The 25,411-nt window shown below is 69.9% G+C and carries 20 protein-coding genes; 9 read left to right on the top strand and 11 right to left on the bottom strand.

Annotated elements, in window-relative coordinates; genetic code table 11:
- Positions 1–8 precede the first annotated feature (8 nt).
- Positions 9–1,055, top strand: coding sequence for a LacI family DNA-binding transcriptional regulator (locus SPRI_RS29380; RefSeq protein ID WP_005319526.1), 1,047 nt, complete (start codon positions 9–11; stop codon positions 1,053–1,055).
- 379 nt (positions 1,056–1,434) lie between these two features.
- Here the strand turns inward: SPRI_RS29380 and prcA are convergent, their stop codons facing one another.
- The 5 genes from prcA to arc form a co-directional block, all read right to left on the bottom strand.
- A complete protein-coding gene (gene prcA / locus SPRI_RS29375; protein WP_005319525.1) occupies positions 1,435–2,268 on the bottom strand; it encodes a proteasome subunit alpha in 834 nt (277 codons plus the stop codon).
- A 44-nt stretch (positions 2,269–2,312) separates the two neighbouring features.
- Entirely contained in the window at positions 2,313–3,158 is an 846-nt protein-coding gene (gene prcB, locus SPRI_RS29370; RefSeq protein WP_005319524.1) for a proteasome subunit beta, read from the bottom strand.
- Between the two features lie 146 nt (positions 3,159–3,304).
- The gene (locus SPRI_RS29365; RefSeq protein ID WP_037777052.1) at positions 3,305–3,523 is read right to left on the bottom strand and encodes a ubiquitin-like protein Pup; all 219 of its coding nucleotides are present in this window, start codon (positions 3,521–3,523) and stop codon (positions 3,305–3,307) included.
- Between the two features lie 120 nt (positions 3,524–3,643).
- Positions 3,644–5,155, bottom strand: coding sequence for a depupylase/deamidase Dop (dop, locus tag SPRI_RS29360; protein ID WP_078951311.1), 1,512 nt, complete (start codon positions 5,153–5,155; stop codon positions 3,644–3,646).
- A gap of 258 nt (positions 5,156–5,413) precedes the next feature.
- Entirely contained in the window at positions 5,414–7,180 is a 1,767-nt protein-coding gene (arc, locus tag SPRI_RS29355) for a proteasome ATPase (protein ID WP_005319521.1), read from the bottom strand.
- A gap of 264 nt (positions 7,181–7,444) precedes the next feature.
- On the opposite strand from arc, the gene SPRI_RS29350 reads away from it, so the two are divergent.
- Entirely contained in the window at positions 7,445–7,756 is a 312-nt protein-coding gene (locus tag SPRI_RS29350) for a ferredoxin (RefSeq protein ID WP_005319520.1), read from the top strand.
- A gap of 16 nt (positions 7,757–7,772) precedes the next feature.
- Here SPRI_RS29350 and SPRI_RS29345 read toward each other — a convergent pair whose 3' ends face one another.
- The 3 genes from SPRI_RS29345 to SPRI_RS29335 form a co-directional block, all read right to left on the bottom strand.
- Positions 7,773–8,399 carry a hypothetical protein gene (locus tag SPRI_RS29345; protein ID WP_053557488.1) on the bottom strand — a complete coding sequence of 209 codons (627 nt, stop codon included), beginning with the start codon at positions 8,397–8,399 and terminating at the stop codon, positions 7,773–7,775.
- A 163-nt stretch (positions 8,400–8,562) separates the two neighbouring features.
- The gene (locus tag SPRI_RS29340) at positions 8,563–9,450 is read right to left on the bottom strand and encodes a tRNA (adenine-N1)-methyltransferase (RefSeq protein ID WP_005319518.1); all 888 of its coding nucleotides are present in this window, start codon (positions 9,448–9,450) and stop codon (positions 8,563–8,565) included.
- An 18-nt stretch (positions 9,451–9,468) separates the two neighbouring features.
- Entirely contained in the window at positions 9,469–10,713 is a 1,245-nt protein-coding gene (locus SPRI_RS29335) for a site-2 protease family protein (protein ID WP_037775163.1), read from the bottom strand.
- A gap of 123 nt (positions 10,714–10,836) precedes the next feature.
- On the opposite strand from SPRI_RS29335, the gene SPRI_RS29330 reads away from it, so the two are divergent.
- On the top strand, positions 10,837–11,898 hold the full coding sequence (locus SPRI_RS29330; RefSeq protein ID WP_234020443.1) for a RecB family exonuclease: 1,062 nt from the start codon (positions 10,837–10,839) through the stop codon (positions 11,896–11,898).
- 13 nt (positions 11,899–11,911) lie between these two features.
- Positions 11,912–12,586: a response regulator gene (locus SPRI_RS29325; protein ID WP_005319514.1), complete on the top strand. Its 675-nt coding sequence runs from the start codon at positions 11,912–11,914 to the stop codon at positions 12,584–12,586.
- A gap of 121 nt (positions 12,587–12,707) precedes the next feature.
- Here the strand turns inward: SPRI_RS29325 and SPRI_RS29320 are convergent, their stop codons facing one another.
- The 3 genes from SPRI_RS29320 to metH form a co-directional block, all read right to left on the bottom strand.
- Entirely contained in the window at positions 12,708–14,306 is a 1,599-nt protein-coding gene (locus SPRI_RS29320) for an ABC transporter substrate-binding protein (protein ID WP_005319512.1), read from the bottom strand.
- A 506-nt stretch (positions 14,307–14,812) separates the two neighbouring features.
- Complete coding sequence (locus SPRI_RS29315) at positions 14,813–15,514, bottom strand: HAD family hydrolase (protein WP_005319510.1); 702 nt, start codon at positions 15,512–15,514, stop codon at positions 14,813–14,815.
- Positions 15,515–15,622: 108 nt separating this feature from the next.
- Complete coding sequence (metH, locus tag SPRI_RS29310; protein ID WP_005319508.1) at positions 15,623–19,132, bottom strand: methionine synthase; 3,510 nt, start codon at positions 19,130–19,132, stop codon at positions 15,623–15,625.
- 241 nt (positions 19,133–19,373) lie between these two features.
- Between metH and SPRI_RS29300 the strand changes: the two genes are divergently transcribed.
- The 5 genes from SPRI_RS29300 to SPRI_RS29280 all read left to right on the top strand — a co-directional run bounded on the left by SPRI_RS29300 (position 19,374) and on the right by SPRI_RS29280 (position 25,159).
- Positions 19,374–20,138 carry an IclR family transcriptional regulator gene (locus SPRI_RS29300; RefSeq protein ID WP_005319504.1) on the top strand — a complete coding sequence of 255 codons (765 nt, stop codon included), beginning with the start codon at positions 19,374–19,376 and terminating at the stop codon, positions 20,136–20,138.
- A 231-nt stretch (positions 20,139–20,369) separates the two neighbouring features.
- Positions 20,370–21,161, top strand: coding sequence for an MIP/aquaporin family protein (locus tag SPRI_RS29295; protein WP_005319503.1), 792 nt, complete (start codon positions 20,370–20,372; stop codon positions 21,159–21,161).
- A gap of 49 nt (positions 21,162–21,210) precedes the next feature.
- Entirely contained in the window at positions 21,211–22,737 is a 1,527-nt protein-coding gene (gene glpK / locus SPRI_RS29290; RefSeq protein ID WP_005319501.1) for a glycerol kinase GlpK, read from the top strand.
- 12 nt (positions 22,738–22,749) lie between these two features.
- A complete protein-coding gene (locus tag SPRI_RS29285; protein ID WP_005319499.1) occupies positions 22,750–24,375 on the top strand; it encodes a glycerol-3-phosphate dehydrogenase/oxidase in 1,626 nt (541 codons plus the stop codon).
- Between the two features lie 112 nt (positions 24,376–24,487).
- Positions 24,488–25,159 carry a FadR/GntR family transcriptional regulator gene (locus tag SPRI_RS29280; protein WP_005319498.1) on the top strand — a complete coding sequence of 224 codons (672 nt, stop codon included), beginning with the start codon at positions 24,488–24,490 and terminating at the stop codon, positions 25,157–25,159.
- The last annotated feature ends 252 nt before the right edge of the window (positions 25,160–25,411 follow it).

Raw genomic sequence — 25,411 nt, 5'->3', positions numbered from 1 at the left:
GGCAACAGATGGCACACCGGTCCCAGCAGGACCGTCCCCCGGCCGGAGCGGACACCGCCCGCCCCACCAGCAGGGACGTCGCCCGCGCCGCCGGCGTCTCACAGGCCACCGTCTCGCTCGTGCTCGGTGACAAGTGGCGCGGCCGCGTCTCCGAGCGGACCGCGGGGGTGGTCCGCGAGGCCGCCCAAGAGCTCGGCTACCGGCCGAATCTCGCCGCCCGCAACCTTCGCCTCGGCCGCACCAGGACCGCGCTGCTCGTCGTCCCCGCGCTCACCAACGAGTTCTTCGCCCGCGTCTACACGGGCGCCGCCGCCGTCGCCGCCCGCCACGGGTTCGGTGTCGTGCTCTACCCCTCCCCCGAGGGCATCGGACCCGCCAAGGACCCGTTCGCGTCCGCCCGCGCGGCCCTCGACGGCATCATCGCCTCCTCGATGGCCGCGCAGGCGCTCACCGCCATCCGCGGCACCGACCTGCCGCTGGTGATGCTCGACAGCGACCCCGCCGACACCGGCGCCGCCGCCCACGTCAACCTCGACATCGCCGACGGCATGCGGCAGGTGACCGGCCACCTCACCGCCCTCGGCCACCGGCGGATCGTCCACCTCGCCTCTGCGGTCTCCTCCTGGACCTTCGACGTGCGGGCCCGCGCGCTGCACGACTCGCTGGCCCGTGTCGCCGGCGCGGAGGTGCGCACCGTCCCCGCGCCGCTCGACGTCGACAGCGCCAGGGAAGCCGCCGTGAGGGCCCTCACCGCACCGGGGCCGCGTCCGACGGCCGTCGTGTGCGACGACGACATCCTGGCCGCGGGCGCCTGCAAGGCAGCGCGCCGGCTCGGCCTGCGGGTGCCCGAGGACGTCAGCGTCACCGGTTTCGACGACCTTGCCCTAGCGACCGCCGTGGAGCCCGAGCTCACGACCGTCCGCCTGCCCGCCGAGCAGGTGGGCGAGCGGGGCATGGCCGCGCTGCTGGCCGTCCTGGAGGGCCGGCGCCCCGAGGAGAGCAGCCTCCCCGTGGAGCTCGTCGTACGGGCCTCGTCCGCTCCGCCGCCGGCCTGAGGCCCCTGGCGCCTACGAGGGCCCTGCGCCGCCGCCGAGGCCCCCGGGACGGGCATCTAGACCCCGCTTTCGCGGCGATCGGGGAACGCGCGCCGGCCCGCGGGCCTCGCCGAGGCAATGTCCGCATCCAGCAGCTCGGCCGCCGTGTGGACGGCGTCTTCGTGAGTGTCGTGATCGGGGCCTGCACAGCGCCATGCGCCTCCGCCGGGACCGGGCGCGGCTCGCCCGTGCCGATGGACCCGGCTCCGCCGGCGCCCCGCAGGGCGAGCTCCGCTCGGGCACGGCGGGGTGCCGCCGCGTGACCCTGTGGGCCCGGGCGCGCCGGACATGACTGCGCCCCGGACCGCACGGGCGGTCCGGGGCGAGCCGTCGTCGCCGGTTACTTCCCGGCCTCGTTCGTTCCTCCGGTGGTTCCGCCGGTCGTACCTCCGGCCGTACCTCCGGTCGGTCCCTCGGTCGTCCCCTCGTCCGTCTCCTCGTCGGAGGGGGCGTCCGTGGGGGTGGACGCGGCGCCGTCGGCCTCGAGCAGCCGCGCCAGCTGCCTGCCCACGATGCGCTTGAACTTCCGCTGCTGCGGGCGCGTACGGTCCAGGACCGCGACCTCGAGGCGGTCCGCCGGGATCTCCCGGTCATTGCCGTTCGACTGGCTGGAAAGAGCCTGCACGGCCAGCTTCAGCGCCTCCGCCAGCGACATGCCGTCACGGTGCCGCTGATCCAGGAAGGTGCTGATCTGCTCCGCGTTGCCGCCCACCGCGACCGAGCCGTGCTCGTCCACGATCGAGCCGTCGTGCGGCAGCCGGTAGATCTGGTCGCCTTCGGGAGAGGCGCCCACCTCGGCGACCACCAGCTCCACCTCATAGGGCTTCTCGCCGGCGCTCGAGAAGATCGTGCCCAGGGTCTGCGCGTACACGTTCGCCAGGCCGCGGGCCGTCACGTCGTCGCGGTCGTAGGTGTAGCCGCGCAGGTCCGCGTAGCGCACGCCGCCGATCCGCAGGTTCTCGTACTCGTTGTACTTGCCGGCCGCGGCGAATCCGATGCGGTCGTAGATCTCGCTGAACTTGTGCAGGGCACGGGACGGGTTCTCGCCGACGAAGACGATGCCGTCGGCGTACTGCAGCACGACGAGGCTGCGGCCACGGGCGATGCCCTTGCGGGCGTACTCCGCCCGGTCGGCCATGGCCTGCTGAGGTGAGACATAGAACGGCGTCGACACCGGCTATCCGTCCCTTTCTGTCGAAAGCGGGTACATCGCGGCCGTCACAGGAGAGCGGCGCGGGGGCCGTCGGGCTGGGTGAGACGGCCCTCGAGGATCGAACGCGCGATCTCCGAGGTCTCGGCCTCGGTGAGCCGGCGGAAGCCTTCGTCCGTGATGACGGTGACGATCGGGTAGATGCGCCGGGCCACGTCGGGGCCACCGGTCGCGGAATCGTCGTCGGCCGCGTCGTACAGCGCCTGGATCACCAGCGTGGTGGCCTGCTGCTCGGTCAGGTCCTCGCGGTAGAGCTTCTTCATCGCCCCGCGGGCGAAGATCGAACCCGAACCGGTGGCCGCGAAGCCGTGCTCCTCGGAGCGGCCGCCCGTCACGTCGTACGAGAAGATGCGGCCCTTCTCGCGGTCGATGTCGTAACCGGCGAAGAGCGGGACGACGGCGAGGCCCTGCATGGCCATGCCGAGGTTGCTCCGGATCATCGTGGAGAGGCGGTTCGCCTTGCCCTCGAGGGAGAGCTGGGCGCCCTCGACCTTCTCGAAGTGCTCCAGCTCGAGCTGGAACAGCTTGACCATCTCCACCGCGAGACCGGCGGTGCCCGCGATACCCACCGCCGAGTACTCGTCGGCGGGGAAGACCTTCTCGATGTCGCGCTGGGCGATCATGTTGCCCATCGTCGCCCGCCGGTCACCGGCGAGCACCACACCGCCGGGGAACGTGGTCGCGACGATCGTCGTCCCGTGCGGCGCCTCGATGGCCCCCTGGAGAGGCGGCAGGACACGCTTGCCGGGCAGCAGGTCGGGCGAGTGGTTGCCCAGGAAGTCCATGAACGACGACGACCCCGGCGTCAGGAAGGCTGCCGGCAGACGCCCGGTGCTACGAGGGTTGGCTTCCACGCGTTTCCTTCCGGATAGGCGGCGGCCCGCCGCATCAGGCGCGGGCCGATCTTTCGAACTGTGCACGGACATTACCCGTGCTGTCGCCAGTCATCCGCCCTGGTGCCACGAGCTTTCGCCGACGACACCAGGGCGGACAACCAGGGCTACTCTCCGCCCTTTTGCACAAATGACCGCACGAAGTCCTCGGCGTTCTCCTCGAGGACATCGTCGATCTCGTCAAGAACCGAGTCGACGTCGTCCGAGAGCTTCTCCTGGCGCTCCTTGAGGTCTTCCGCAGCCTGCGCCTCCTGCGCCTGCTCCTCGACCTCCTCAGTGGAGCGCGTCGCCTTCTGCTGTCCGCCGCCGGTGTCCTTGGTCGCCATGCACCTCACCCCGCTCGGTTCGACGTTCTTGATCAGACCCTACTCGCGGGGTCCGACATCGGCCCCGCACTTCCTCCAACGCCCGGGACCCACCTTCATGATTCCCGGACCGAAGCCGTTTCAGCCCCCGCCGAGGACCCGGAGCAGGTCCTCCGCCTTGCGGCAGCGGTCCAGAAGCTCCTTCACGTGGTTGCGGGTGCCCCGCAGCGGCTCCAGCGTGGGGACCCGTTGCAGGGAGTCACGACCCGGGAGGTCGAAGATGACCGAGTCCCACGAGGCGGCCGCCACGTCGTCCGCGTACTGCTCGAGGCAGCGGCCGCGGAAGTAGGCCCTGGTGTCCTCAGGAGGCTGCGTCATGGCCCGTTCCACCGCGGACTCGTCCAACAGGCGCTTGATCCTGCCGCGGGACGCCAGGCGGTTGTACAGGCCCTTGTCGGCCCGCACGTCCGCGTACTGGAGGTCCACCAGGTGCAGCCGGGCGGCGTCCCAGTCCAGGTCGTCCCGCCTGCGGTAGCCCTCCATGAGCTCGCGCTTCGCGATCCAATCGAGCTCGCCGGCCAGGCTCATCGGGTCGTTCTCGAGCCGGTTGAGGGTGTCCTCCCAGCGGGTCAGCACATCCTTGGTCTGATCGTCCGCGTCCGCGCCGTAGCGCTCCTCGACGTACTTGCGGGCCAGCTCGAAGTACTCCATCTGGAGTTGTACGGCGGTGAGCGTGCGGCCGCTACGGAGCGTGACCAGCTGCTTGAGGCCCGGGTCGTGGGAGACCTGGTGGAGCGTGCGCACCGGCTGCTCGACCGCGAGGTCCACCGCGATGAAGCCGTCCTCGATCATCGACAGCACCAGGGCCGTGGTCCCCAGCTTGAGGTACGTCGAGATCTCCGAGAGATTCGCGTCGCCGATGGTCACATGGAGCCGGCGGTACTTCTCCGCGTCGGAGTGGGGCTCGTCGCGGGTGTTGATGATGGGGCGCTTGAGGGTGGTCTCGAGCCCGACCTCGACCTCGAAATAATCCGCGCGCTGGCTGATCTGGAACCCGTGCTCGTGGCCGTCCTGGCCGATTCCGACCCGGCCCGCGCCGGTGACGACCTGCCGCGAGACGAAGAACGGCGTCAGGTGGCGCACGATGTCCGAGAACGGGGTCTCCCGCTTCATCAGGTAGTTCTCGTGCGTGCCGTAGGACGCGCCCTTGTTGTCGGTGTTGTTCTTGTAGAGATGGATCGGCTGGGCGCCCGGGAGCTGCGCGGCCCGCGCCGCCGCCTCGGCCATGATCCGCTCACCGGCCTTGTCCCACAGGACCGCGTCGAGCGGGTTGGTGATCTCCGGGGAGCTGTACTCGGGGTGGGCGTGGTCCACGTAGAGCCTGGCGCCGTTGGTGAGGATCACATTGGCCAGGCCGATGTCCTCGTCCGTGAGCTGGCTGGAGTCGGCGGCCTCGCGGGCGAGGTCGAAGCCACGGGCGTCCCGCAGCGGATTCTCCTCCTCGAAGTCCCAGCGGGCGCGGCGCGCCCGGTGCATCGCCGCCGCGTAGGCGTTGACGATCTGGGACGAGGTGAGCATGGCATTGGCGTTCGGGTGGCCGGGGACGGAGATCCCGTACTCCGTCTCGATGCCCATTACTCGCCGTACGGTCATGCGGCCCTCCTTGCCCGGCGTCGTTCCCCTCCGGGAACGGCGCTCAAGTACCGCGGGTGCTCCGGTGTGCGCGCGGTGCCCGTCCCCGCACTGCGTGACCCGACGGTACGGACGAGCCTAGAACGCCGCTGCGTGGGTGGGGAGATCAATTTCGTCATTGCTCCGGTGTGGTCGTACCTGTCCGGAAAGCAACCGGCTGCGGATGCCCGTCCCCCGCCTTCGGCGGGGGATCGCCGGCATCCGCAGCCGGTGTGCCTTTTACAGGTACTGACCGGTGTTCGCCACCGTATCGATGGACCGGCCGGTGTCCGCGCCCTGCTTTCCGGTGACAAGGGTGCGGATGAAGACGATCCGCTCGCCCTTCTTGCCGGAGATGCGGGCCCAGTCGTCCGGGTTGGTGGTGTTGGGCAGGTCCTCGTTCTCCTTGAACTCGTCCACGCATGCCTGGAGGAGGTGGGAGACCCGAAGGCCCTTCTGGTTGTGGTCGAGGAAGGCCTTGATGGCCATCTTCTTGGCCCGGTCGACGATGTTCTGGATCATCGCGCCGGAATTGAAGTCCTTGAAGTAGAGGACTTCCTTGTCGCCGTTGGCGTACGTGACCTCGAGGAAGCGGTTCTCCTCGGATTCCGCGTACATCTGCTCCACGACCGACTGGATCATGGCGTGTGCCGCGGCCTCCTTCGATCCGTTGTGCTCGCCGAGGTCGTCGGCGTGCAGCGGGAGCGAGGGGGTCAGGTACTTGGCGAAGATGTCCTTGGCGGCCTCCGCGTCCGGACGCTCGATCTTGATCTTGACGTCGAGCCGGCCGGGCCTCAGGATCGCGGGGTCGATCATGTCCTCGCGGTTGGAGGCGCCGATGACGATCACGTTCTCCAGGCCCTCGACACCGTCGATCTCGGCCAGGAGCTGCGGGACGATGGTGTTCTCCACGTCCGAGCTGACGCCGGATCCACGGGTGCGGAAGAGGGACTCCATCTCGTCGAAGAAGACGATGACGGGAGTGCCCTCGCTCGCCTTCTCACGAGCACGCTGGAAGACCAGGCGGATGTGGCGCTCGGTCTCGCCGACGTACTTGTTGAGGAGCTCGGGGCCCTTGATGTTGAGGAAGTAGCTCTTCCCCGCGGGCTGGCCGGTCACCTCGGCGACCTTCTTCGCAAGGGAGTTGGCGACGGCCTTGGCGATCAGTGTCTTGCCGCAGCCGGGCGGGCCGTAGAGCAGGATGCCCTTCGGCGGCCGCAGTTCGTGCTCCTTGAAGAGATCCGGGTGCAGGTACGGCAGCTCGACGGCGTCGCGGATCATCTCGATCTGGCCGCCGAGTCCGCCGATCTTGTCGTAGTCGACGTCGGGGACTTCCTCGAGGACGAGCTCCTCGACCTCGCTCTTGGGGATCACCTCGTAGACGTAACCGGAGCGGGGTTCGAGCAGAAGGGCGTCCCCGGGCCGGATGTTCATCTCGAGCAGCGGCTCCGCGAGCCGCACCACCCGCTCCTCGTCGGTGTGGCCGATCACCAGGGCGCGCTCGCCGTCCTCGAGGATCTCCTTGAGGGTGACGATGTCCCCGGCGCGCTCGAACTTCATGGCCTCGACCACATTGAGCGCTTCGTTGAGCATGACTTCCTGGCCGCGCCGGAGCTCCTCGAGCTCGACGCTGGGGCTGACGTTCACCCGGAGCTTGCGGCCCCCGGTGAAGATGTCGCACGTGCCGTCCTCGTTCGCCTGCAGGAAGACACCGAAGCCGGCCGGCGGCTGCGCGAGCCGGTCGACCTCCTCCTTGAGGGCCACGATCTGGTCGCGGGCCTCACGGAGCGTGTTGGCGAGCCGCTCGTTCTGAGCGGACACGCCGGCCAGGTTGGTCTGCAGCTCGACGATCCGCTCTTCGAGAATCCTCGTGTGTCGCGGAGAGTCGGCGAGCTTGCGGCGCAGGACGGCGATTTCCTGCTCGAGATAGGCAACCTGGCCGGCTGGGTCTTCAGACCCCCGCCCCGGCCGGATGCCGCGGTTGATGTCGTCGTCGTGGGCTGCCACGGTCCTCACCTCCTCCAAGGGGAGCTGGACGCTTCCTGACCCTACCTGTGTGGGTGGTGATTGAAACCCCTAGATCACAAAGACGGAAGGGGTGTGTCCGATCTTCACCCTTGCGCTCTTGCTCCTGCGAGGGGAATACCCACGGGATACCCACCCAGCAACATCGGAAAGCGGGCGGTTGTATCGTCGAAGCGTTCAACACCCGTCAACGGCGGCACGACTTGCTTCACAGAGCCACGCCCGACGAAGGAAACGGCAGGAGATATGACCGTGCAGCACGAGGTTCCCACCGACGGCGCCACCGATGCGCTCGAGGTCTGGATCGACCAGGACCTCTGCACCGGGGACGGGATCTGCGCGCAGTACGCCCCTGAGGTCTTCGAACTCGACATCGACGGTCTGGCGTACGTGAAGTCGGCCGACGACGAGCTTCTCCAGGCCCCGGGCGCCACAACGCCGGTACCGCTTCCGCTGCTGAACGACGTTGTGGACTCGGCGAAGGAATGCCCGGGCGACTGCATCCACGTGCGCCGGGTTTCGGACAACGTCGAGGTCTACGGCCCCGACGCGGAGTGACGGATCACATACGGGTTCACGCGCCGAGCGCCTCCGCCTGGGCGCCGCGGACGAACTTGCCGCCCTCCCACAGCCACTTGACCCGTTCCTGCTCGTCGGGGCAGCAGCTGGGCACGGCGGCCGACGAGTAGCCGAGGAGGGTCGCCGTGATCGTCCGGTCACGTACGGCGAGCTCGCCGACGCTCTGTTTCAGCGCGGGCTCGACCAGGGTGGCGACCACCCGAGGCCCGGTGTCACGGCCGCCTGCCAGGACATAGAGCCCGCTGGGCGGCGTGCCGGAGCCGGCGTCGCAGCGCGCGGCCACCACCGTCTCCGGGCTGCCGTCGCCGTCGAGGTCGCCCGTCGCCTTCCTTGTGACCACGCTCGGGAGTCCGCCGCATTCGATGGGCAGCCGCACGGCCGCGGGGTCCGGCGCTTGAGCCGGTGCCGCGGCCGTCGTGGTACCGGGGCCGGCGCCGGGCTGGGACGCCGTCGCGGCGTCGGGCTGGAGCAGTCCCGCGCCCGCCACCACCGCGGCCATCGCCGCCGCCGTGGCCAGCCAGTGCACGGGGCGGGCATGGGTGTGCGCGAGGTCCGGGACGGCGACGGAGTTCTGCACGCGAGTGGTCTCCTGAGGGGCTCTGCCGGTGGGGGTGGCCAGCATCGTGCCATACGTCACACGGGACCGGAACAGCGGGGTCCGTAAGACTCGGGTAAAGGTGACCGGTTCCCGGCGGACAACATGAGGAAGCCGCCGTCGAGTTCGGTGCGGAGCACGGGAACTCGACGGCGGCGTCAGTGCGTTAGGGGCGGTCGGCGACGGCCGGTCAGCCCTTGTTGGGGCCCTCGTAGTCCTCGCCGTAGGCGCCCTTGGCGGGCCGGCGGCGGCGCATGGGGGGCTCGACGCCGTCGGCGAGACGGCGGGCGGTGACCAGGAAGCCGGTGTGGCCGATCATCCGGTGGTCGGGGCGTACGGCCAGGCCCTCGACGTGCCAGTTGCGGATCATCGACTCCCACGGCTGCGGCTCGGCGAAGCAGCCGATCTCGCGGATGGACTCGACGGTGCGCGCCAGCTGGGTGGTGGTGGCCACGTAGCAGCAGAGGATGCCGCCGGGGACGAGCGCCTTGGAGACGGCCTCGAGGCACTCCCAGGGGGCGAGCATGTCGAGGATGACCCGGTCGACGTCGGCGTCGGTCAGGTTGTCCTGGAGGTCGCCGACGGTGAGCTGCCAGGCGGGGTGCGGGCCGCCGAAGTAGCGCTCCACGTTCGCCTGGGCGATCTCGGCGAAGTCCGCGCGGCGCTCGTAGGAGTGCAGCATGCCGTGGTCGCCGATGGCGCGCAGGAGGAAGCTGCTGAGCGAGCCCGAGCCCACCCCGGCCTCCACGACGCGGGCGCCGGGGAAGATGTCGGCGAAGGCCAGGATCTGCCCCGCGTCCTTGGGGTAGACCACGGCGGCGCCGCGGGGCATGGACAGGACGTAGTCGGGGAGCAGGGGGCGCAGCGCGAGGTAGGCGACGTTTCCCGTGGTTCGGACAACACTGCCCTCAGGAGCGCCGATCAGCTCGTCGTGGGGGAAGGAACCCTTGTGGGTGTGGAAGTTCTTCCCGGCCTCGAGCGTGAACGTGTAGTGGCGTCCCTTGGGGTCGGTGAGCTGGACCTGGTCCCCGACCTTGAAGGGCCCGCGACGGCGGGCGGCACCGGTCGGTTCGGACATGTGACCAGTGTATGGGCTTCAGGAACCGGGCCGTGCCATGGCCGCGACGAAGGCCCGCTCGACGTCCGCGGCGGACAGCACGCCGTAGATCTCTCCGGACTCCTCGACCACGAGGTACTCGGTGGCGGGTGTGGCGCGCAGGGTGTCGAGGAGTGCCTCCCCGGCGAGTTCCGCGGGGACCTTCATGCCCTCGGTGAGGTCCTGCGCCAGGCCGCCGACGGCGACCCAGGGCCTGCGGTGCTCGGGGACGCCGACGATGGCCGCCTCACGGACGAGCGCGGTCGGGTCGCCGTGGCCGTCGACGACGACCAGGGCGCGGGCCCCGGCCTCGTTGGCGCGGCGCAGGGCCTCCGACAGCGGGGTGTCCGCCTCGACGGGGACGGCGCGGCGGGTGAGGGCGCGGGCGGCGAGTTCCGGCAGGTGCTCACGCAGCCGGGCCATCCGCAGGCTGTTGCCGGCTCCGGTCCAGATGATCGCGGCGAGGATGGCGGCGAGCAGGGCGTCGGTGACGGTCTCCACTCCCCCGATGTCCTCGGTGGAGTTCCCGAGGGCGCCGGTGTGGGTGAGGAGCGGCAGGCCGACGAGGACGGCGACGGCGAGCGCGCGGCCGACCCAGGCGGCGGCGACGGTGCCGGCCATGGGCCTGCCGGTGATCTTCCACACGACGGCGCGCAGCATCCGGCCGCCGTCCAGGGGCAGGCCCGGCAGCAGGTTGAAGGCCGCGACGATGAGGTTGGAGATCATCAGGCCGGCGAGGAGCACGCCGGGGACGGTGCCCGGCTCCACCGCGTACATGCCGAGGTAGAAGACCCCGGCCAGCGCGAGGGAGAGCAGTGGTCCGACGAAGGCGAGCCAGAACTCACGGCCCGGGGTCTCCGTCTCCTTCTCGATCTCGGAGACACCGCCGAAGAACTGGAGCTGGATCCGGCGCACCGGCAGCTTGAACCGGAGCGCGGCGACGGTGTGGGCCAGTTCGTGCACCAGGACCGAGGCGTAGAAGGCCACGGCGAAGAACAGCGAGACGAGGTAGCGTGCGCCGCCGAGCTCCGGCAGCACCCGGTCGAGCTGCCCGCCGAAGACCCAGGTGATCAGGGCGGCGACGACGAACCAGCTGGGGGCGACGTAGACGGGCACGCCGAAGGGGCGGCCCATGAGGAGGCCACCGCCCGGCTCGGCGGGGCGCCGCGGTCTGCCCTTGCCGGACGTCTTGTCCGGCCCGGACCGCGCCCGCTCGCGCTCACCGCTCGTGTCGTCCTCGTTCACGGGTTCCCTTCGGTGCGAATGGGGTCGTTGCGAATGGTCGTCGCTCGAAATCATGCAGTGCTCGGGGTCTGTGGGTCGATGGTATGCCGCTCGCTGTCGGTGGCGGGCCGTAGGGTCTGCGTCATGAGTACAAGCCAGCAGCCCGCAGAGCCGGCCACGGACGGGTCCGCCACGACGGTGGTCCCCCGGTCGGCCGTGGCCGACGGGCCGGCGGTCGCCGCCGTTCCGGCCCCGGCGCCGGCGCCCGCCGCCGACGCGGACAGCACGGCCGGGGAGCCCGCCTCGGCGACGGCACCCGCCGCCGAGGGCGGGGGGACGGAGCAGCCGGTCCAAAGCGCGCCGCCCGCATCGCTGTCACCCTCACGTGCGAGCGACTTCATGCAGTGCCCCCTGCTCTACCGGTTCCGGGTGATCGACAAGCTTCCGGAGAAGCCCAGCGAAGCGGCTACCCGGGGAACGCTGGTGCACGCGGTGCTGGAGCGGCTGTTCGACGATCCGGCGGCCGAGCGGACGGCGCCGCGCGCCAAGGCGATGGTTCCCGGCCAGTGGAGCCGGCTCCTTCAGACGCGTCCGGAGCTCGGCGAGCTGTTCGCCGAGGACCCCGGCGGTGAGCGGCTGTCGCGCTGGCTCGGTGAGGCGGAGCAGCTGGTGGAGCGGTGGTTCACGCTGGAGGACCCGACGCGGCTCGAGCCCCGCGAGCGGGAGATGTTCGTGGAGACGGAGCTGGAGTCGGGGCTGCGGCTGCGCGGGGTGATCGACCGGGTGGACATCGCGCCGACCGGCGAGGTGCGGATCGTCGACTACAAGACGGGCAAGGCCCCGCGTCCCGAGTACAGCGAGGGCGCGTTGTTCCAGATGAAGTTCTACGCGCTGGTGATCTGGCGGCTGAAGCAGGTGGTGCCGCGCCGGCTCCAGCTGGTGTATCTGGGCAGCGGCGACGTGCTGACGTACGACCCGGTCACGGCCGACCTCGAGCGGATGGAGCGCAAGCTGCTGGCGCTGTGGGAGGCGATCCGGCTGGCCACGGAGACGGGTGACTGGCGGCCGCGGCCGACGAAGCTGTGCGGCTGGTGCGACCACCGCTCGGTGTGTCCGGAATTCGGTGGCACTCCCCCGGTTTATCCGCTGAGCGTTTCCCCGCCCGCGTCGGCCGAGGATGGTCAGGGCAGAATGGGCCCGGTCTAAAGAAGGAGTACCCGTGGCTATCCGCGTCCTACTGGTCGACGACCAACCGCTGTTGCGCACCGGTTTCCGGATGATCCTCGAGGCGGAACAGGACATCGCGGTGGTCGGTGAGGCCGGGGACGGCCTCCAGGCCCTCGATCAGGTACGGGCGCTCCAGCCCGACGTGGTGCTGATGGACATCCGGATGCCCCGGATGGACGGTGTCGAGGCGACGCGTCAGATCACCGGTCCCGGCCGGGACGGCCCGGCGAAGGTCCTGGTGCTGACGACCTTCGACCTCGACGAGTACGTGGTGGAGGCGCTGCGCGCCGGCGCGAGCGGCTTCCTGCTGAAGGACGCTCCTGCCAACGAGCTGGTGCAGGCGATCCGGGTGGTCGCCGCGGGCGAGGCGATGCTCGCGCCCAGCATCACCCGCAGGCTGCTCGACAAGTACGCGGACCATCTGCCGTCCGGCGAGGAGCCGGTTCCGGACACCCTGCACACGCTGACCGACCGTGAGGTCGAGGTGTTGAAGCTGGTGGCCCGCGGCCTGTCCAACGCGGAGATCGCGGCGGACCTGTTCGTCAGCGAGACGACCGTCAAGACGCACGTCGGCCATGTGCTGACGAAGCTGGGCCTGCGCGACCGTGTCCAGGCCGCGGTGTACGCGTACGAGAGCGGCCTGGTGCGCCCCGGCGCGCAGCAGTAGGGACGCCCGTCCGCCGTGCGGGCGGCGCCCCGTCGATGCCCTGTTGAACGGCCGGTGCCCGGCAGCTGCTCGAAGCAGCTGCCGGGCACCGGCCGTCTCGCACGTCGGGCTCGGGCCCGGATCAGCTCTCGCCGCGGGACAGCTCCCAGAGCTGGAGGTCGGAGCTGGAGTTCAGCGCCCACTCGACGCCGCTGACGCCGTCGCGCGCGGCGACGTACTGCTTGCCCTGCCACAGCGGCAGGACGGGAACGTCGTCGGCGACGATGTCCTGGATCTCCTTGAAGGCCGGGGAGGCCGCGGTGCGGTCGACGTCACGCCGCGACTGCGGGATGAGCTCGCGGGCCTTGTCGCTCACGTAGGGCGAGTTGAGGAAGTTGCCCTCGCCGAGGAACGGCGCGGTGTAGTTGTCCGGGTCCGGGAAGTCGGGGAACCAGCCCAGCCCGTAGACGGCGTAGTCGCCCCGCTTCTGTGCGGGCCGGAACTTGGACCACTCGGTGCCCTCGACCTTGACGTCGAAGAGCTTGCTCGCGTTGAGCTGGTCGCGGAGCGCCTCGAACTCCTTGACCGTTCCCTCGCCGTAGTGGTCGGTGGTGTAGTGCAGCGTGAGCTGGACCGGGGTGTCGATACCGGCGTCGTCCAGGAGGGCGGCGGCCTTCTTGCTGCTGGGCTCGCCGTACTTGTTGTAGAACGAGTTGGTGTGCGCCGAGATGCTCTTCGGGATGAGCGAGTAGAGCGGCTCCGCGGTGGTGCCGTACACCTCGCCGGCGATCTGGCCGCGGTCGACGAGCGACGCGATGGCCTGCCTGACGGCCTTGTTCTTGACGGCCGGGTCGCTGGTGTCGAAGGCGAGGTAGCGGATCTCCAGGCCGGGCATCTCGGTGAGCTCGATGCCCTCCTTCGGGTTCTCCAGCATCTCCTTGATCTGCTCCGGCGCCATGGCGCGCGTCATCAGGTCGATGTCGCCGGACTCGAGCGCCTTGCCCATGGACTCGGCGTCGGCGAAGGAACGCAGGACGACCTTGTCGTTCTTGAGCTTCAGATCACCCGTGTAGTTCGGGTTCTTGGTGAAGACGACCCGGGAGACCTTGTCCCCGTCGGTCTCCGTCTTCATCGTGTACGGGCCGGAGCCGTCGACCTGGAAGCCCTCGCGGAGCTTCTTGCCGTCGTACTTCTCCTTGCTGACGATGCCGGCGGCCGGCGTCGAGAGCTTGTACGGGAAGGTGGCGTCGGGCGTGGCGAGATGGAAGATGATCTCGTTGTCGCCCTTGGTCTCGATGGTGTCGATGTTCGACAGCAGGGCGGCCGTGCCGTTGTCGGCGTCGATGTCCAGGACACGCTGGATGGAGAACTTGACGTCCTCGGCGGTGACCGGGGTGCCGTCGGCGAACTTGAGGCCGCTGCGCAGCTTGCAGCGGTAGCTCTCGCTCACCGTGTCGGTGAAGAGGCAGCTCTCCGCGGCGTCCGGCACGGGCTCGCCGCCGCCGCGCGGGGCGTGCATCAGGGTCTGCAGCGTCTGCCGCAGCACGTTCCAGGCACCGGTGTCGTACGCGTAGGCGGGGTCCAGGGGTGCCGGGGCGTCCTCGCCGGCGACGAACTGGTCCGTGGTGCCCACGACTATGGCATCACCGCCGCCGGACCCGCCGTCCGTGCTGCCGCAGGCGACGAGCACGGGCGCGAGCAGGCCGACCACGGCCGGCAGCACCAAAGTCTTACGGTTCATCCTGGACGTTCTCCCTCACCGATCCGGCACTGTGATACAGCGATGTGTTCAAGACACTCCGCCGCCTCCGCCCGGTCGGGGCGGCGCGATCGGGCCGGGGATGCAGACGATCGGTCCTGTGTTTCCGACGGCGGGGTGGCCGAACGGGACACCACGGTGATGCAGCGAAGCTCTCGCGACGAGATTAGTCGGCAACGCCAGGAAAGCGTGACCGGGCCCGAGTTGGGCCGTAATCGCTGAGTGATCATCAATGCCTGTGAGTGGATGGCCAGGCCACGGAATATTCGTAAACACCCACATCAATCGGGACACATGGGCCGCTCAAGAGCCCTCCCGGCGGGGTGTGGGACGCGAAAAACCCCTGGTTACGCACCACGCACAGTGACGAAGGTCACGCCGTTCGGCCTATTTCGATCACGCCGGAATATCGTTCGGTAGTCACGGAAAAGGGATACGTCACTGCCCTGGGTTTCCAGTGGATTCGAAAAGCACGGACAGTGCCCGTATCACTGCTTTGCGCTGATCAGAGTGCGCAGGAAGACGACGTCCACTTCCTCCAGGGAGCGAACGACGACCCTGCCGCCGGCCGGCTGGATCGGGGCCACGGACGGGACGGCGACCACCCGGCATCCGGCGGCCTCTGCGGATGCCACACCGGTGGCCGTGTCCTCCACGACGGCGCATCTCGTCGGGTCGGCGCCCAGGCCCTGGGCGGCGAGGAGATACGGGTCGGGGTGCGGCTTGGTGCGCGGCACCTCGTCCCCCGCGACCGAGAGCGCGAAGTGCTGGGGCCCGAGAGAGGCGAGGACGCGGTCGATGATGCGCCGGTGCGAGGCGGACACGAGCGCCGTGGGCACATTGTGCGCGGCCAGTTCGGCGAGCAGCCGGGCCGCGCCCGGCATCAGGGGCACGCCCCTGCTGATCCGCTCCTCGAACTTGTCGTTGAGCAGGACGGTCAGCTCCGCGAGGCCGATGTCGGCGCCGGTGGCCTCGATGAGATAGCCCGCGCTGCGGGTCATCGGTCCGCCGACCACCACGTCCCGCCAGGCCTCGTCCAGCCGGTGCCCGAGATCCGCGAAGACCTCCACCTCCGCGTCCCACCAGAAGCCCTCTGTGTCGACGAGGGTCCCGTCCATGTCGAGAAAAACGGCCTGAAGTGCGGCCGCTTCCGCCGAACGGGTCAGCGACGCGGGGACCGTGCTGGTCATAGGCACACCTCCGGGAGGGACGAGAAGGCCGGCCACCTCTCCCCACGGCTTTCCCGCGGGGACAGGCGACCGGCCTGCACTGGACCGACCAGTGTACGACCCGAACGATCAGCGTGCGTTGAAATACTTCGCCTCGGGGTGGTGGATGACGATCGCGTCGGTGGACTGCTCCGGGTGGAGCTGGAACTCCTCGGACAGCTGGACACCGATCCGCTCCGGCTCGAGCAGCTCCGCGATCTTGGCGCGGTCCTCGAGGTCGGGGCACGCGCCGTAACCGAGGGAGAACCGTGCGCCGCGGTACTTCAGGGCGAACATGTCCTCCACGTCGGCCGGGTCCTCGCCGCCGAAGCCGAGTTCGGCGCGCACCCGGGCGTGCCAGTACTCGGCCAGCGCCTCGGCGAGCTGGACGGACAGGCCGTGCAGTTCGAGGTAGTCGCGGTAGGAGTTGGCCTCGAACAGCTTGGCGGTCTCCTCGCCGATCCGGGAGCCGACGGTGACGACCTGGAGGCCGACGACGTCCGTCTCGCCGGATTCCTCGGGGCGGAAGAAGTCCGCCAGGCACAGCCGCCGGCCGCGACGCTGCCGTGGGAAGGAGAAGCGGGTCCGCTCTGAGCCGTCGTCGCCCAGGATGATCAGGTCGTCACCCTTGGACACGCAGGGGAAGTAACCGTGGACGACGGCCGCTTCGAGGAGGTTGTCGGTCTGCAGCCGGTCCAGCAGGCCACGCAGCCGCGGCCGGCCCTCGGACTCCACCAGCTCCTCGTAGGAGGGGCCGTCCCCCGCCCGGGACTGCTTGAGTCCCCACTGCCCCTTGAACAGGGCGCCTTCGTCGAGCCAGGAGGCGTAGTCCTTCAGCGGGATGCCCTTGACGACCCGGGTGCCCCAGAACGGCGGGGTGGGGACCGGGTTGTCGGTGGCCACGTCGGAACGGACCGCGCCTTCCTCCGGGCGCTCCTCCACGACCGCAGTCGTGGCCTTGACGCGGCGCTGCTTCAGTTCGGGCAGGGCCGCGCCGGGGACGCCGCGCTTGATGCCGATGAGGGCGTCCATCAGGCGCAGGCCCTCGAACGCGTCACGGGCGTAGCGGACTTCGCCCTCGTAGATCTCGTGGAGGTCCTGTTCGACGTAGGCGCGGGTGAGGGCGGCACCGCCGAGGATGACGGGGTAGTCGGCGGCCATGCCCCGCTGGTTGAGCTCCTGGAGGTTCTCCTTCATGATCACTGTGGACTTGACCAGGAGGCCGGACATGCCGATCACGTCGGCCTTGTGTTCCTTGGCCGCGTCGAGGATCGCGGAGACGGGCTGCTTGATGCCCAGGTTGACCACGTTGTAGCCGTTGTTGGACAGGATGATGTCCACGAGGTTCTTGCCGATGTCGTGGACGTCGCCGCGGACGGTCGCCAGCACGATGGTGCCCTTGCCGTCGGCGTCCGTCTTCTCCATGTGCGGCTCCAGATGGGCGACCGCGTTCTTCATGACCTCGGCGGACTGGAGCACGAACGGCAGCTGCATCTGCCCGGAGCCGAACAGTTCGCCGACGACCTTCATGCCGTCCAGCAGCGTGTCGTTGACGATGTCCAGCGCCGCACGCTCCCTCAGCGCCTCGTCGAGGTCGGCCTCCAGACCGTTCTTCTCCCCGTCGATGATCCGCCGCTTCAGGCGCTCCTCCAGCGGCAGGGCCGCCAGCTCCTCCGCCTTGCCCGCCTTCAGCGACTTCGTGGTCGCGCCCTCGAACAGGGCCATCAGCTTCTGGAGCGGGTCGTACCCCTCGCGGCGCCGGTCGTAGATGAGGTCCAGGGCCGTGGTGACCTGCTCCTCGTCGAACCGCGCGATCGGCAGGATCTTCGAGGCGTGGACGATCGCCGAGTCCAGGCCGGCCTTCACGCACTCGTCCAGGAAGACGGAGTTGAGCAGAATCCGGGCGGCCGGGTTGAGGCCGAAGGAGATGTTCGACAGGCCCAGCGTGGTCTGCACGTCCGGGTGACGCCTCTTCAGCTCCCGGATCGCCTCGATGGTGTTGAGGCCGTCCTTGCGGGACTCCTCCTGCCCGGTGCAGATGGTGAAGGTGAGCGTGTCGATGAGGATGTCCGACTCGTGGATGCCCCAGTTGCCGGTCAGGTCCTCGATCAGCCGCTCCGCGACGGCGACCTTGTGCTCCACCGAGCGGGCCTGGCCCTCCTCGTCGATCGTCAGCGCGATCAGCGCGGCGCCGTGCTCCTTGGCGAGCGCGGTGACCTTCGCGAAACGCGACTCCGGGCCGTCGCCGTCCTCGTAGTTGACCGAGTTGATGACCGCACGGCCGCCCAGCTTCTCCAGGCCCGCCTCGATGACGTCGACCTCGGTGGAGTCCAGCACGATCGGCAGGGTGGAGGCGGTCGCGAACCGGCCCGCCAGTTCCTCCATGTCGGCGACGCCGTCGCGGCCCACGTAGTCGACGCACAGGTCGAGCATGTGCGCGCCCTCGCGGATCTGGTCGCGCGCCATCTCGACACAGTCGTCCCAGCGGCCCTCGAGCATCGCCTCGCGGAACTTCTTCGACCCGTTGGCGTTCGTCCGCTCGCCGATCGCCATATAAGCGGTGTCCTGACGGAACGGCACCGTCTGGTACAGCGACGCGGCACCCGGCTCCGGGCGCGGATCACGCGGCGTCAGCTCCGCGCCGCGCACCCGCTCCACCAGTTGCCGCAGGTGCTCGGGCGTCGTCCCGCAGCAGCCGCCCACCAGGGACAGGCCGTAGTCGGCGACGAACTGCTCCTGGGCCTCTGCCAGCCCCTCGGGGCCGAGCGGGAAGTGCGCCCCGTCCTTGGTGAGCACCGGAAGGCCGGCGTTCGGCATGCACAGCAGCGGGATACGGGAGTGGCGGGTGAGGTAGCGGAGGTGCTCGCTCATCTCCTCCGGGCCGGTGGAGCAGTTCAGACCGATCATGTCGACGCCGAGCGGCTCGAGCGCGGTCAGTGCCGCGCCGATCTCGGAACCCAGCAGCATCGTGCCGGTGGTCTCGAAGGCCAGCGAACACAGCAGCGGCAGGTCGGCTCCGGTCGCCTCCATGGCGCGGCGGGCGCCGAGGATCGCGGCCTTGGTCTGGAGGAGGTCCTGCGTCGTCTCGACGATGAGCGCGTCCGCGCCGCCGGCGATCAGGCCCTCGGCGTTCTGCTGGAATCCGTCCCGAAGCACGGTGTAGGGGGCGTGCCCCAGGGTCGGGAGCTTGGTGCCGGGGCCGATCGAGCCCAGGACCCACCGCTGCTGCCCGGTCGACGCGGTGAACTCGTCCGCCACCTCGCGGGCGATCCGCGCCCCGGACTCCGAGAGCTCGTACACCCGCTCGGGGATGTCGTACTCCCCCATGGCCGAGTGGTTGGCGCCGAAGGTGTTCGTCTCCACGCAGTCGACGCCGACCTCGAAGTACGCCTCGTGGACGGACCGCACGATGTCGGGGCGGGTGACATTGAGGACCTCGTTGCAGCCCTCGAGGTTCTCGAAGTCCTCGAGCGTCGGATCCTGCGCCTGGAGCATGGTGCCCATCGCGCCGTCGGCCACCACCACACGGGTGGCGAGCGCTTCGCGCAGTGCGTGGACACGGGTCCGGCTGTCAGCGGAGGGGGTCGGCAACGAGGCCATGGATGTGCTCCCTGGGATGCGACGGCTGTCGGCTTTGCGTCTTCCGGCAGGAAGGCGCACCCAGCCAGAGTAGCCGGGCGACCCTCTTCCGGGCGGAGGTGTCCCACGGGGCGGACTACGGCATGTCTCCGGACTTTTTCGCGGGGCTTCCCGCGCGAGATACTCGGTCCGCCGTGACCAAGGTCGGCATCGACCGATAGTGTTCAGCATTGTCGAACCGTGTTGGAGAAGGGCCGATCCGATGGCGAAGAACATCCAGTCACTGGAGCGGGCTGCGGCGATGCTGCGACTGCTCGCGGGCGGAGAACGCCGGCTGGGCCTGTCGGACATCGCGTCGTCGCTCGACCTGGCCAAGGGTACGGCCCACGGCATCCTGCGCACCCTCCAGGCGGAGGGATTCGTCGAGCAGGACGCGGCCTCCGGCCGCTACCAGCTGGGCGCCGAGCTGCTGCGCCTCGGCAACAGCTATCTGGACGTGCACGAGCTGCGCGCCCGCGCCCTGGTCTGGACGGACGACCTCGCCCGCTCCAGCGGCGAGAGCGTCCACCTCGGCGTACTGCACCAGCACGGCGTGCTGATCGTGCACCACGTCTTCCGGCCCGACGACAGCCGGCAGGTGCTCGAGGTGGGGGCCATGCAGCCGCTGCACTCCACCGCTCTCGGCAAGGTCCTGTCCGCCTTCGACCCGGTGGCACACACGGAGGCGCTTGAGGTGGACCGCAAGGCGTTCACGCCGCGGACCGTGACCGACGTGCAGGAGTTCGAGTCGCTGCTGGACCACACCCGGGCGCGCGGCTGGGCCGCCGACGTGGAGGAGACCTGGGAGGGCGTGGCCGCAGTGGCCGCACCCATCCACGACCGGCGCCGCATGCCCGTGGGGGCGATCGCCATCACGGGCGCCGTGGAGCGGGTCTGCAACGACGGAGAGCTGCGTTCCGACCTCGTCGCGGCGGTTCGGGACTGCGCCCGCGCGGTCTCCAGGGACCTCGGCGCCGGGCGCTTCTGACCGTTCGCACACAGCATCGGGTAACGATCCGGTTTTCGGCCACACAACCCTTGACGCCATGTTTACCGGGGGGCAAAACTGCCGTTCACCGGTCGGCATTGTCGAACAGCTAACGGCAATACGCGCTAGAGTGTGACAACGCCAGGCCGGAAACGCCCTCACTGAGGGCGCGGACCACCGGAGGGACCCGGGGTTCGCCTTCCCCCTGGACGAAGGACAAAGGAGTCGCGGGTGTCCAACTCCGACATCTTCATCGGCGAGATCATCGGTACCGCCGTACTCATCCTGCTCGGTGGCGGCGTCGTCGCCGCCGTAGTGCTCAAGCGCTCGAAGGCCCAGAACGCCGGCTGGCTGGCCATCACCTTCGGCTGGGGCTTCGCGGTCCTGACCGCGGTGTACATGACCGGCGCGCTCTCCGGTGCCCACCTCAACCCGGCCGTCACCCTCGGCATAGCGATCAAGGACAACGACTGGGGCACCGTCCCCGTCTACATCGCCGGCCAGCTCCTCGGCGCCATGATCGGCGCCGCTCTGGTCTGGATCGCCTACTACGGCCAGTTCCAGGCGCACCTCACCGATCCCGAGATCGTGGGCGACCCCGCCGACAAGGCGATCGAGGGTCCGCACGACGAGACCACCGCCAAGGCCGGCCCGGTCCTCGGCGTCTTCTCCACCGGCCCCGAGATCCGCAACGTCTGGCAGAACCTCGCCACCGAGATCCTCGGCACGATCGTGCTGGTCCTGGCGGTGCTCACCCAGGGTCTCAACGACAGCGGCAAGGGCCTCGGCCCGCTCGGCGGGCTCATGGTCGCCCTCGTCGTCGTCTCCATCGGTCTCTCGCTCGGCGGCCCCACCGGCTACGCCATCAACCCGGCCCGCGACCTGGGTCCGCGCATCGTGCACGCGCTCCTCCCGCTGCCGAACAAGGGCGGCTCCGACTGGAGCTACGCATGGATCCCCGTGGCCGGTCCGCTGATCGGTGCGGCCGTCGCAGCGGGTATCTACAACATCGCGTTCGCCTGAGACGTAGCAGCACGAGCCGTACACACCGATACCTGAGCAGGAGCAGACCGTGACCGACGCACACACCACCGGCCCGTTCATCGCGGCCATCGACCAGGGCACCACCTCCAGCCGCTGCATCGTCTTCGACAAGGACGGCCGGATCGTCTCCGTCGACCAGAAGGAGCACGAGCAGATCTTCCCGAAGCCGGGCTGGGTGGAGCACGACGCCGCCGAGATCTGGACCAACGTCCAGGAGGTCGTCGCCGGAGCCATCGAGAAGGCCGGGATCACCTCGGCGGACGTCAAGGCCATCGGGATCACCAACCAGCGCGAGACGACGCTGCTGTGGGACAAGAACACCGGCGAGCCCGTCCACAACGCCATCGTCTGGCAGGACACCCGCACCGACGCCCTCTGCAAGGAGCTCGGCCGCAACGTCGGCCAGGACCGCTTCCGCCGCGAGACGGGCCTGCCGCTGGCCTCCTACTTCGCCGGCCCGAAGGCCCGCTGGCTCCTCGACAACGTCGAGGGCCTGCGGGAGCGCGCCGAGCGCGGCGAGATCCTCTTCGGCACCATGGACTCCTGGGTCATCTGGAACCTGACCGGCGGGGTCGACGGCGGCGTCCACGTCACCGACGTCACCAATGCCTCCCGCACCATGCTGATGAACCTGCACACCATGGAGTGGGACGACAAGATCCTCCAGTCCATGGAGGTCCCCGCGGCGATCCTGCCGGAGATCCGGTCCTCCGCCGAGGTCTACGGCCTCGCCAAGGGCGGCGCGCTGGACGGCATCCCCGTCGCCTCCGCGCTCGGCGACCAGCAGGCGGCCCTGTTCGGCCAGACCTGCTACTCGAAGGGCGAGGCCAAGTCCACGTACGGCACCGGCACCTTCATGCTGATGAACACCGGTGACGAGCCCGTCAACTCCTACAACGGGCTGCTGACCACCGTCGGCTACCGCATCGGCGACCAGAAGGCGGTGTACGCGCTCGAGGGCTCGATCGCCGTCACCGGTTCGCTGGTGCAGTGGATGCGCGACCAGATGGGCCTGATCAACTCCGCCGCCGAGATCGAGACCCTCGCCTCCTCGGTGGACGACAACGGCGGCGCCTACTTCGTGCCGGCCTTCTCCGGCCTGTTCGCCCCGTACTGGCGCTCCGACGCCCGCGGTGTGATCGCCGGTCTGACCCGGTACGTCACCAAGGCGCACATCGCGCGCGCCGTTCTCGAGGCCACCGCCTGGCAGACCCGTGAGATCACCGACGCCATGACGAAGGACTCCGGCGTCGAACTGACCGCGCTCAAGGTCGACGGCGGCATGACCTCCAACAACCTGCTGATGCAGACCCTCTCGGACTTCCTGGACGCCCCCGTGGTGCGCCCGATGGTCGCCGAGACGACCTGCCTCGGCGCCGCCTACGCCGCCGGCCTGGCCGTCGGCTTCTGGCCGGACACCGACGCGCTGCGCGCCAACTGGCGCAGGGCCGCCGAGTGGACCCCCCGCATGGACGCTGACAAGCGTGACCGCGAGTACAAGAGCTGGCTCAAGGCCGTGGAGCGGACCATGGGCTGGCTCGACGAGGAAAACTGACGAGGAGCAAGAATGACCACCCTGCAGAGCGTCCCCACCCCCGGGGCGCACCCGGCCTCCGGCTCGGCTGTCTCTTCCCTCAAAGCAGCGGGCCGCGCCGAGACACGGGAGCAGCTTTCCAAGGCGACGTACGACCTCCTGGTGATCGGCGGCGGCATCCTGGGCATCTCCACCGCCTGGCATGCGGCGCAGTCCGGGCTGCGGGTGGCCCTGGTGGACGCCGGCGACTTCGCCGGCGCCACCTCCTCCGCCTCCTCCAAGCTGCTCCACGGCGGCCTGCGCTACCTGCAGACCGGCGCGGTGAAGCTGGTCGCGGAGAACCACTTCGAGCGGCGCGCGGTCTCCCGTCAGGTGGCCCCCCATCTGGCCAACCCGCTCACGTTCTACCTGCCCGTCTACAAGGGCGGCCCGCACGGCGCGGCGAAGCTCGGCGCGGGCGTCTTCGCCTACTCCGCGCTCTCCGCGTTCGGTGACGGCGTCGGCCACGTCATATCGGCGGCGAAGGCGCAGCGGGACGTGCCGGAGCTGCGTACGGAGAACCTGAAGGCCGTCGCCGTCTACGGCGACGACCAGATGAACGACTCCCGCATGGCGCTCATGACGGTCCGCGCGGCCGCCGAGTCGGGCGCCACCGTCCTCAACCACGCCGAGGTCACCGGACTCCGCTTCACCCGGGGCCGGGTCACCGGCGCGGAGCTGAAGGACCGCACCGACGGCACCGAGTTCGGCGTCACCGCGCGGCTGGTGCTGAACGCCACCGGGCCGTGGGTCGACCACCTGCGCCGGATGGAGGACCCGGAAGCGGCCCCCTCCATCCGCCTCTCCAAGGGCGCGCACCTGGTGCTGAAGCGCACCTCCCCGTGGCGCGCGGCGCTCGCCACCCCGATCGACAAGTACCGCATCACGTTCGCCCTCCCGTGGGAGGACATGCTGCTGCTCGGCACCACCGACGAGGAGTACGAGGGCGACCCGGCCGACGTCGCCGTCAACGACAAGGACGTCACGCAGATCCTGGACGAGGCCGCGTTCTCCATCCGCGACCAGCAGCTGTCCCGCGACCTGATCACCTACTCGTTCGCCGGTCTGCGCGTCCTGCCGGGCGGCCCCGGAGACACCTCCAAGGCCAAGCGGGAGACGGTCGTCACCGAGGGGCGCGGCGGGATGCTGTCGGTGGCCGGCGGCAAGTGGACGACGTTCCGCCACATCGGCCGCACGGTGATGAACAAGCTGGCGACCCTGCCGGGCCGGCCGCTCGCCGAGGACATGGAGCCGATCGCGCACCTGCCGAAGAAGCTGCCGCTGCCCGGCATCGCCAACCCCAACGCGGTCGCCCACCGGCTCCTGGTCGACGGCGGGATGCCCGGCCCGCGGATGGCCGCCGACACGGCCCGGCACCTCGCCACCCACTACGGGTCGCTGGCGTTCGACATCGCCCGCCTGGCCGACGACGACCCGGCGCTGGCCGAGCGCATCCACCCGGACGCGCCGGAGATCTGGGCCCAGGTCGTGTACGCGCGCGACCACGAGTGGGCCGAGACGGCGGACGACGTGCTGCGCCGCCGTACCACTCTGACGATCCGGGGCCTGGCGACGGACGACGTCCGCGGCAAGGTCGAGGACGTGCTGCGCGCCCGGTGATCTGACGGGACGGACCGACGGGCACGACGAGGGCGACTCCGGGGGAGTCGCCCTCGTTGTACGCTCAGACCTCCGATGTCTGGCGAGTGATGTGGACGATGGGGGCGCCGTCATGGCCGTGACCGACGAGGCCATCGAGAAGATCAAGGCAATGATCGTCTCCGGCGCGCTCCGCCCCGGCGACCGGCTGCCCAAGGAGAGCGAACTCGCCGCCGAACTGGGCCTGTCGCGCAACTCGCTGCGCGAGGCGGTGCGGGCACTGTCCCTGATCCGCATCCTCGACGTACGGCAGGGCGACGGCACCTACGTCACCAGCCTCGACCCGCAACTGCTCCTCGAGGCGCTGAGTTTCGTCGTCGACTTCCACCGGGACGACACGGTGCTGGAGTTCCTCGCGGTACGCCGCATCCTGGAGCCGGCGGCCACGGCGATGGCGGCGAGCCGCATTCCCGAGGCGGAACTGGACGCGCTGACCGCTGAGCTCGACGCGCTGGGGACCGACCCGTCGGTCGAGGAACTCGTCGCGGCGGACCTCGACTTCCACCGTCGCATCGTCGGGGCGGCGGGCAACTCGGTGCTCTCCTCCCTCTTGGACGGCCTCTCTGGTCCCACGACCCGGGCCCGCGTCTGGCGCGGCCTCACCCAGGAGGACGCGGTCAGCCGCACCCTCCACGAACACCGCGCGATCCTGTCGGCGCTGCGGGACCGCGACGGGGAGGCGGCGCGGGCGTGGGCGACGGTGCATGTGGCGAGCGTGGAGCAGTGGCTCCGCGCGACGCTGTAACGCCTGCGGGCGAGCTGTTCCCCTCCCCGCCCCTTCCCGAATCCGGGCTCCGCCGGGGCCCGTACCGCGCTCCGCGCGGTGTTTCGGGGGCTCCTCCCCCTACGCCTGGCGGCGTGAGGCACCCCCACGCCGCCCCTGCGCCTCAAACGCCGGCGGGGCTGCCAAAGTCAGCCCGCCCGGCGCTTGAGGGCACGGCCGAAGGCCGTACCGGGTCCGGGCGGAGACCGGTTGCGGGAAGGGGCGGGCAGGGGA

Origin of the sequence: Streptomyces pristinaespiralis (assembly GCF_001278075.1) — a bacterium.
GTDB classification, from domain to species: domain Bacteria; phylum Actinomycetota; class Actinomycetes; order Streptomycetales; family Streptomycetaceae; genus Streptomyces; species Streptomyces pristinaespiralis.
This window is presented reverse-complemented; position numbering and strand designations above follow the sequence as displayed.

Bases quoted from the DNA above. Each gene is read 5' to 3' on its own strand.
- SPRI_RS29330 (WP_234020443.1), top strand. From the start codon at position 10,837: ATGAGTACAAGCCAGCAGCCCGCAGAGCCGGCCACGGACGGGTCCGCC.
- SPRI_RS29345 (WP_053557488.1), bottom strand. From the start codon at position 8,399: ATGCTGGCCACCCCCACCGGCAGAGCCCCTCAGGAGACCACTCGCGTG.
- SPRI_RS29280 (WP_005319498.1), top strand. From the start codon at position 24,488: ATGGCCGTGACCGACGAGGCCATCGAGAAGATCAAGGCAATGATCGTC.
- SPRI_RS29315 (WP_005319510.1), bottom strand. From the start codon at position 15,514: ATGACCAGCACGGTCCCCGCGTCGCTGACCCGTTCGGCGGAAGCGGCC.
- SPRI_RS29365 (WP_037777052.1), bottom strand. From the start codon at position 3,523: ATGGCGACCAAGGACACCGGCGGCGGACAGCAGAAGGCGACGCGCTCC.
- SPRI_RS29300 (WP_005319504.1), top strand. From the start codon at position 19,374: ATGGCGAAGAACATCCAGTCACTGGAGCGGGCTGCGGCGATGCTGCGA.
- SPRI_RS29350 (WP_005319520.1), top strand. From the start codon at position 7,445: ATGACCGTGCAGCACGAGGTTCCCACCGACGGCGCCACCGATGCGCTC.
- metH (WP_005319508.1), bottom strand. From the start codon at position 19,132: ATGGCCTCGTTGCCGACCCCCTCCGCTGACAGCCGGACCCGTGTCCAC.
- SPRI_RS29285 (WP_005319499.1), top strand. From the start codon at position 22,750: ATGACCACCCTGCAGAGCGTCCCCACCCCCGGGGCGCACCCGGCCTCC.
- SPRI_RS29380 (WP_005319526.1), top strand. From the start codon at position 9: ATGGCACACCGGTCCCAGCAGGACCGTCCCCCGGCCGGAGCGGACACC.
- SPRI_RS29340 (WP_005319518.1), bottom strand. From the start codon at position 9,450: ATGTCCGAACCGACCGGTGCCGCCCGCCGTCGCGGGCCCTTCAAGGTC.
- SPRI_RS29320 (WP_005319512.1), bottom strand. From the start codon at position 14,306: ATGAACCGTAAGACTTTGGTGCTGCCGGCCGTGGTCGGCCTGCTCGCG.
- dop (WP_078951311.1), bottom strand. From the start codon at position 5,155: ATGACCGTACGGCGAGTAATGGGCATCGAGACGGAGTACGGGATCTCC.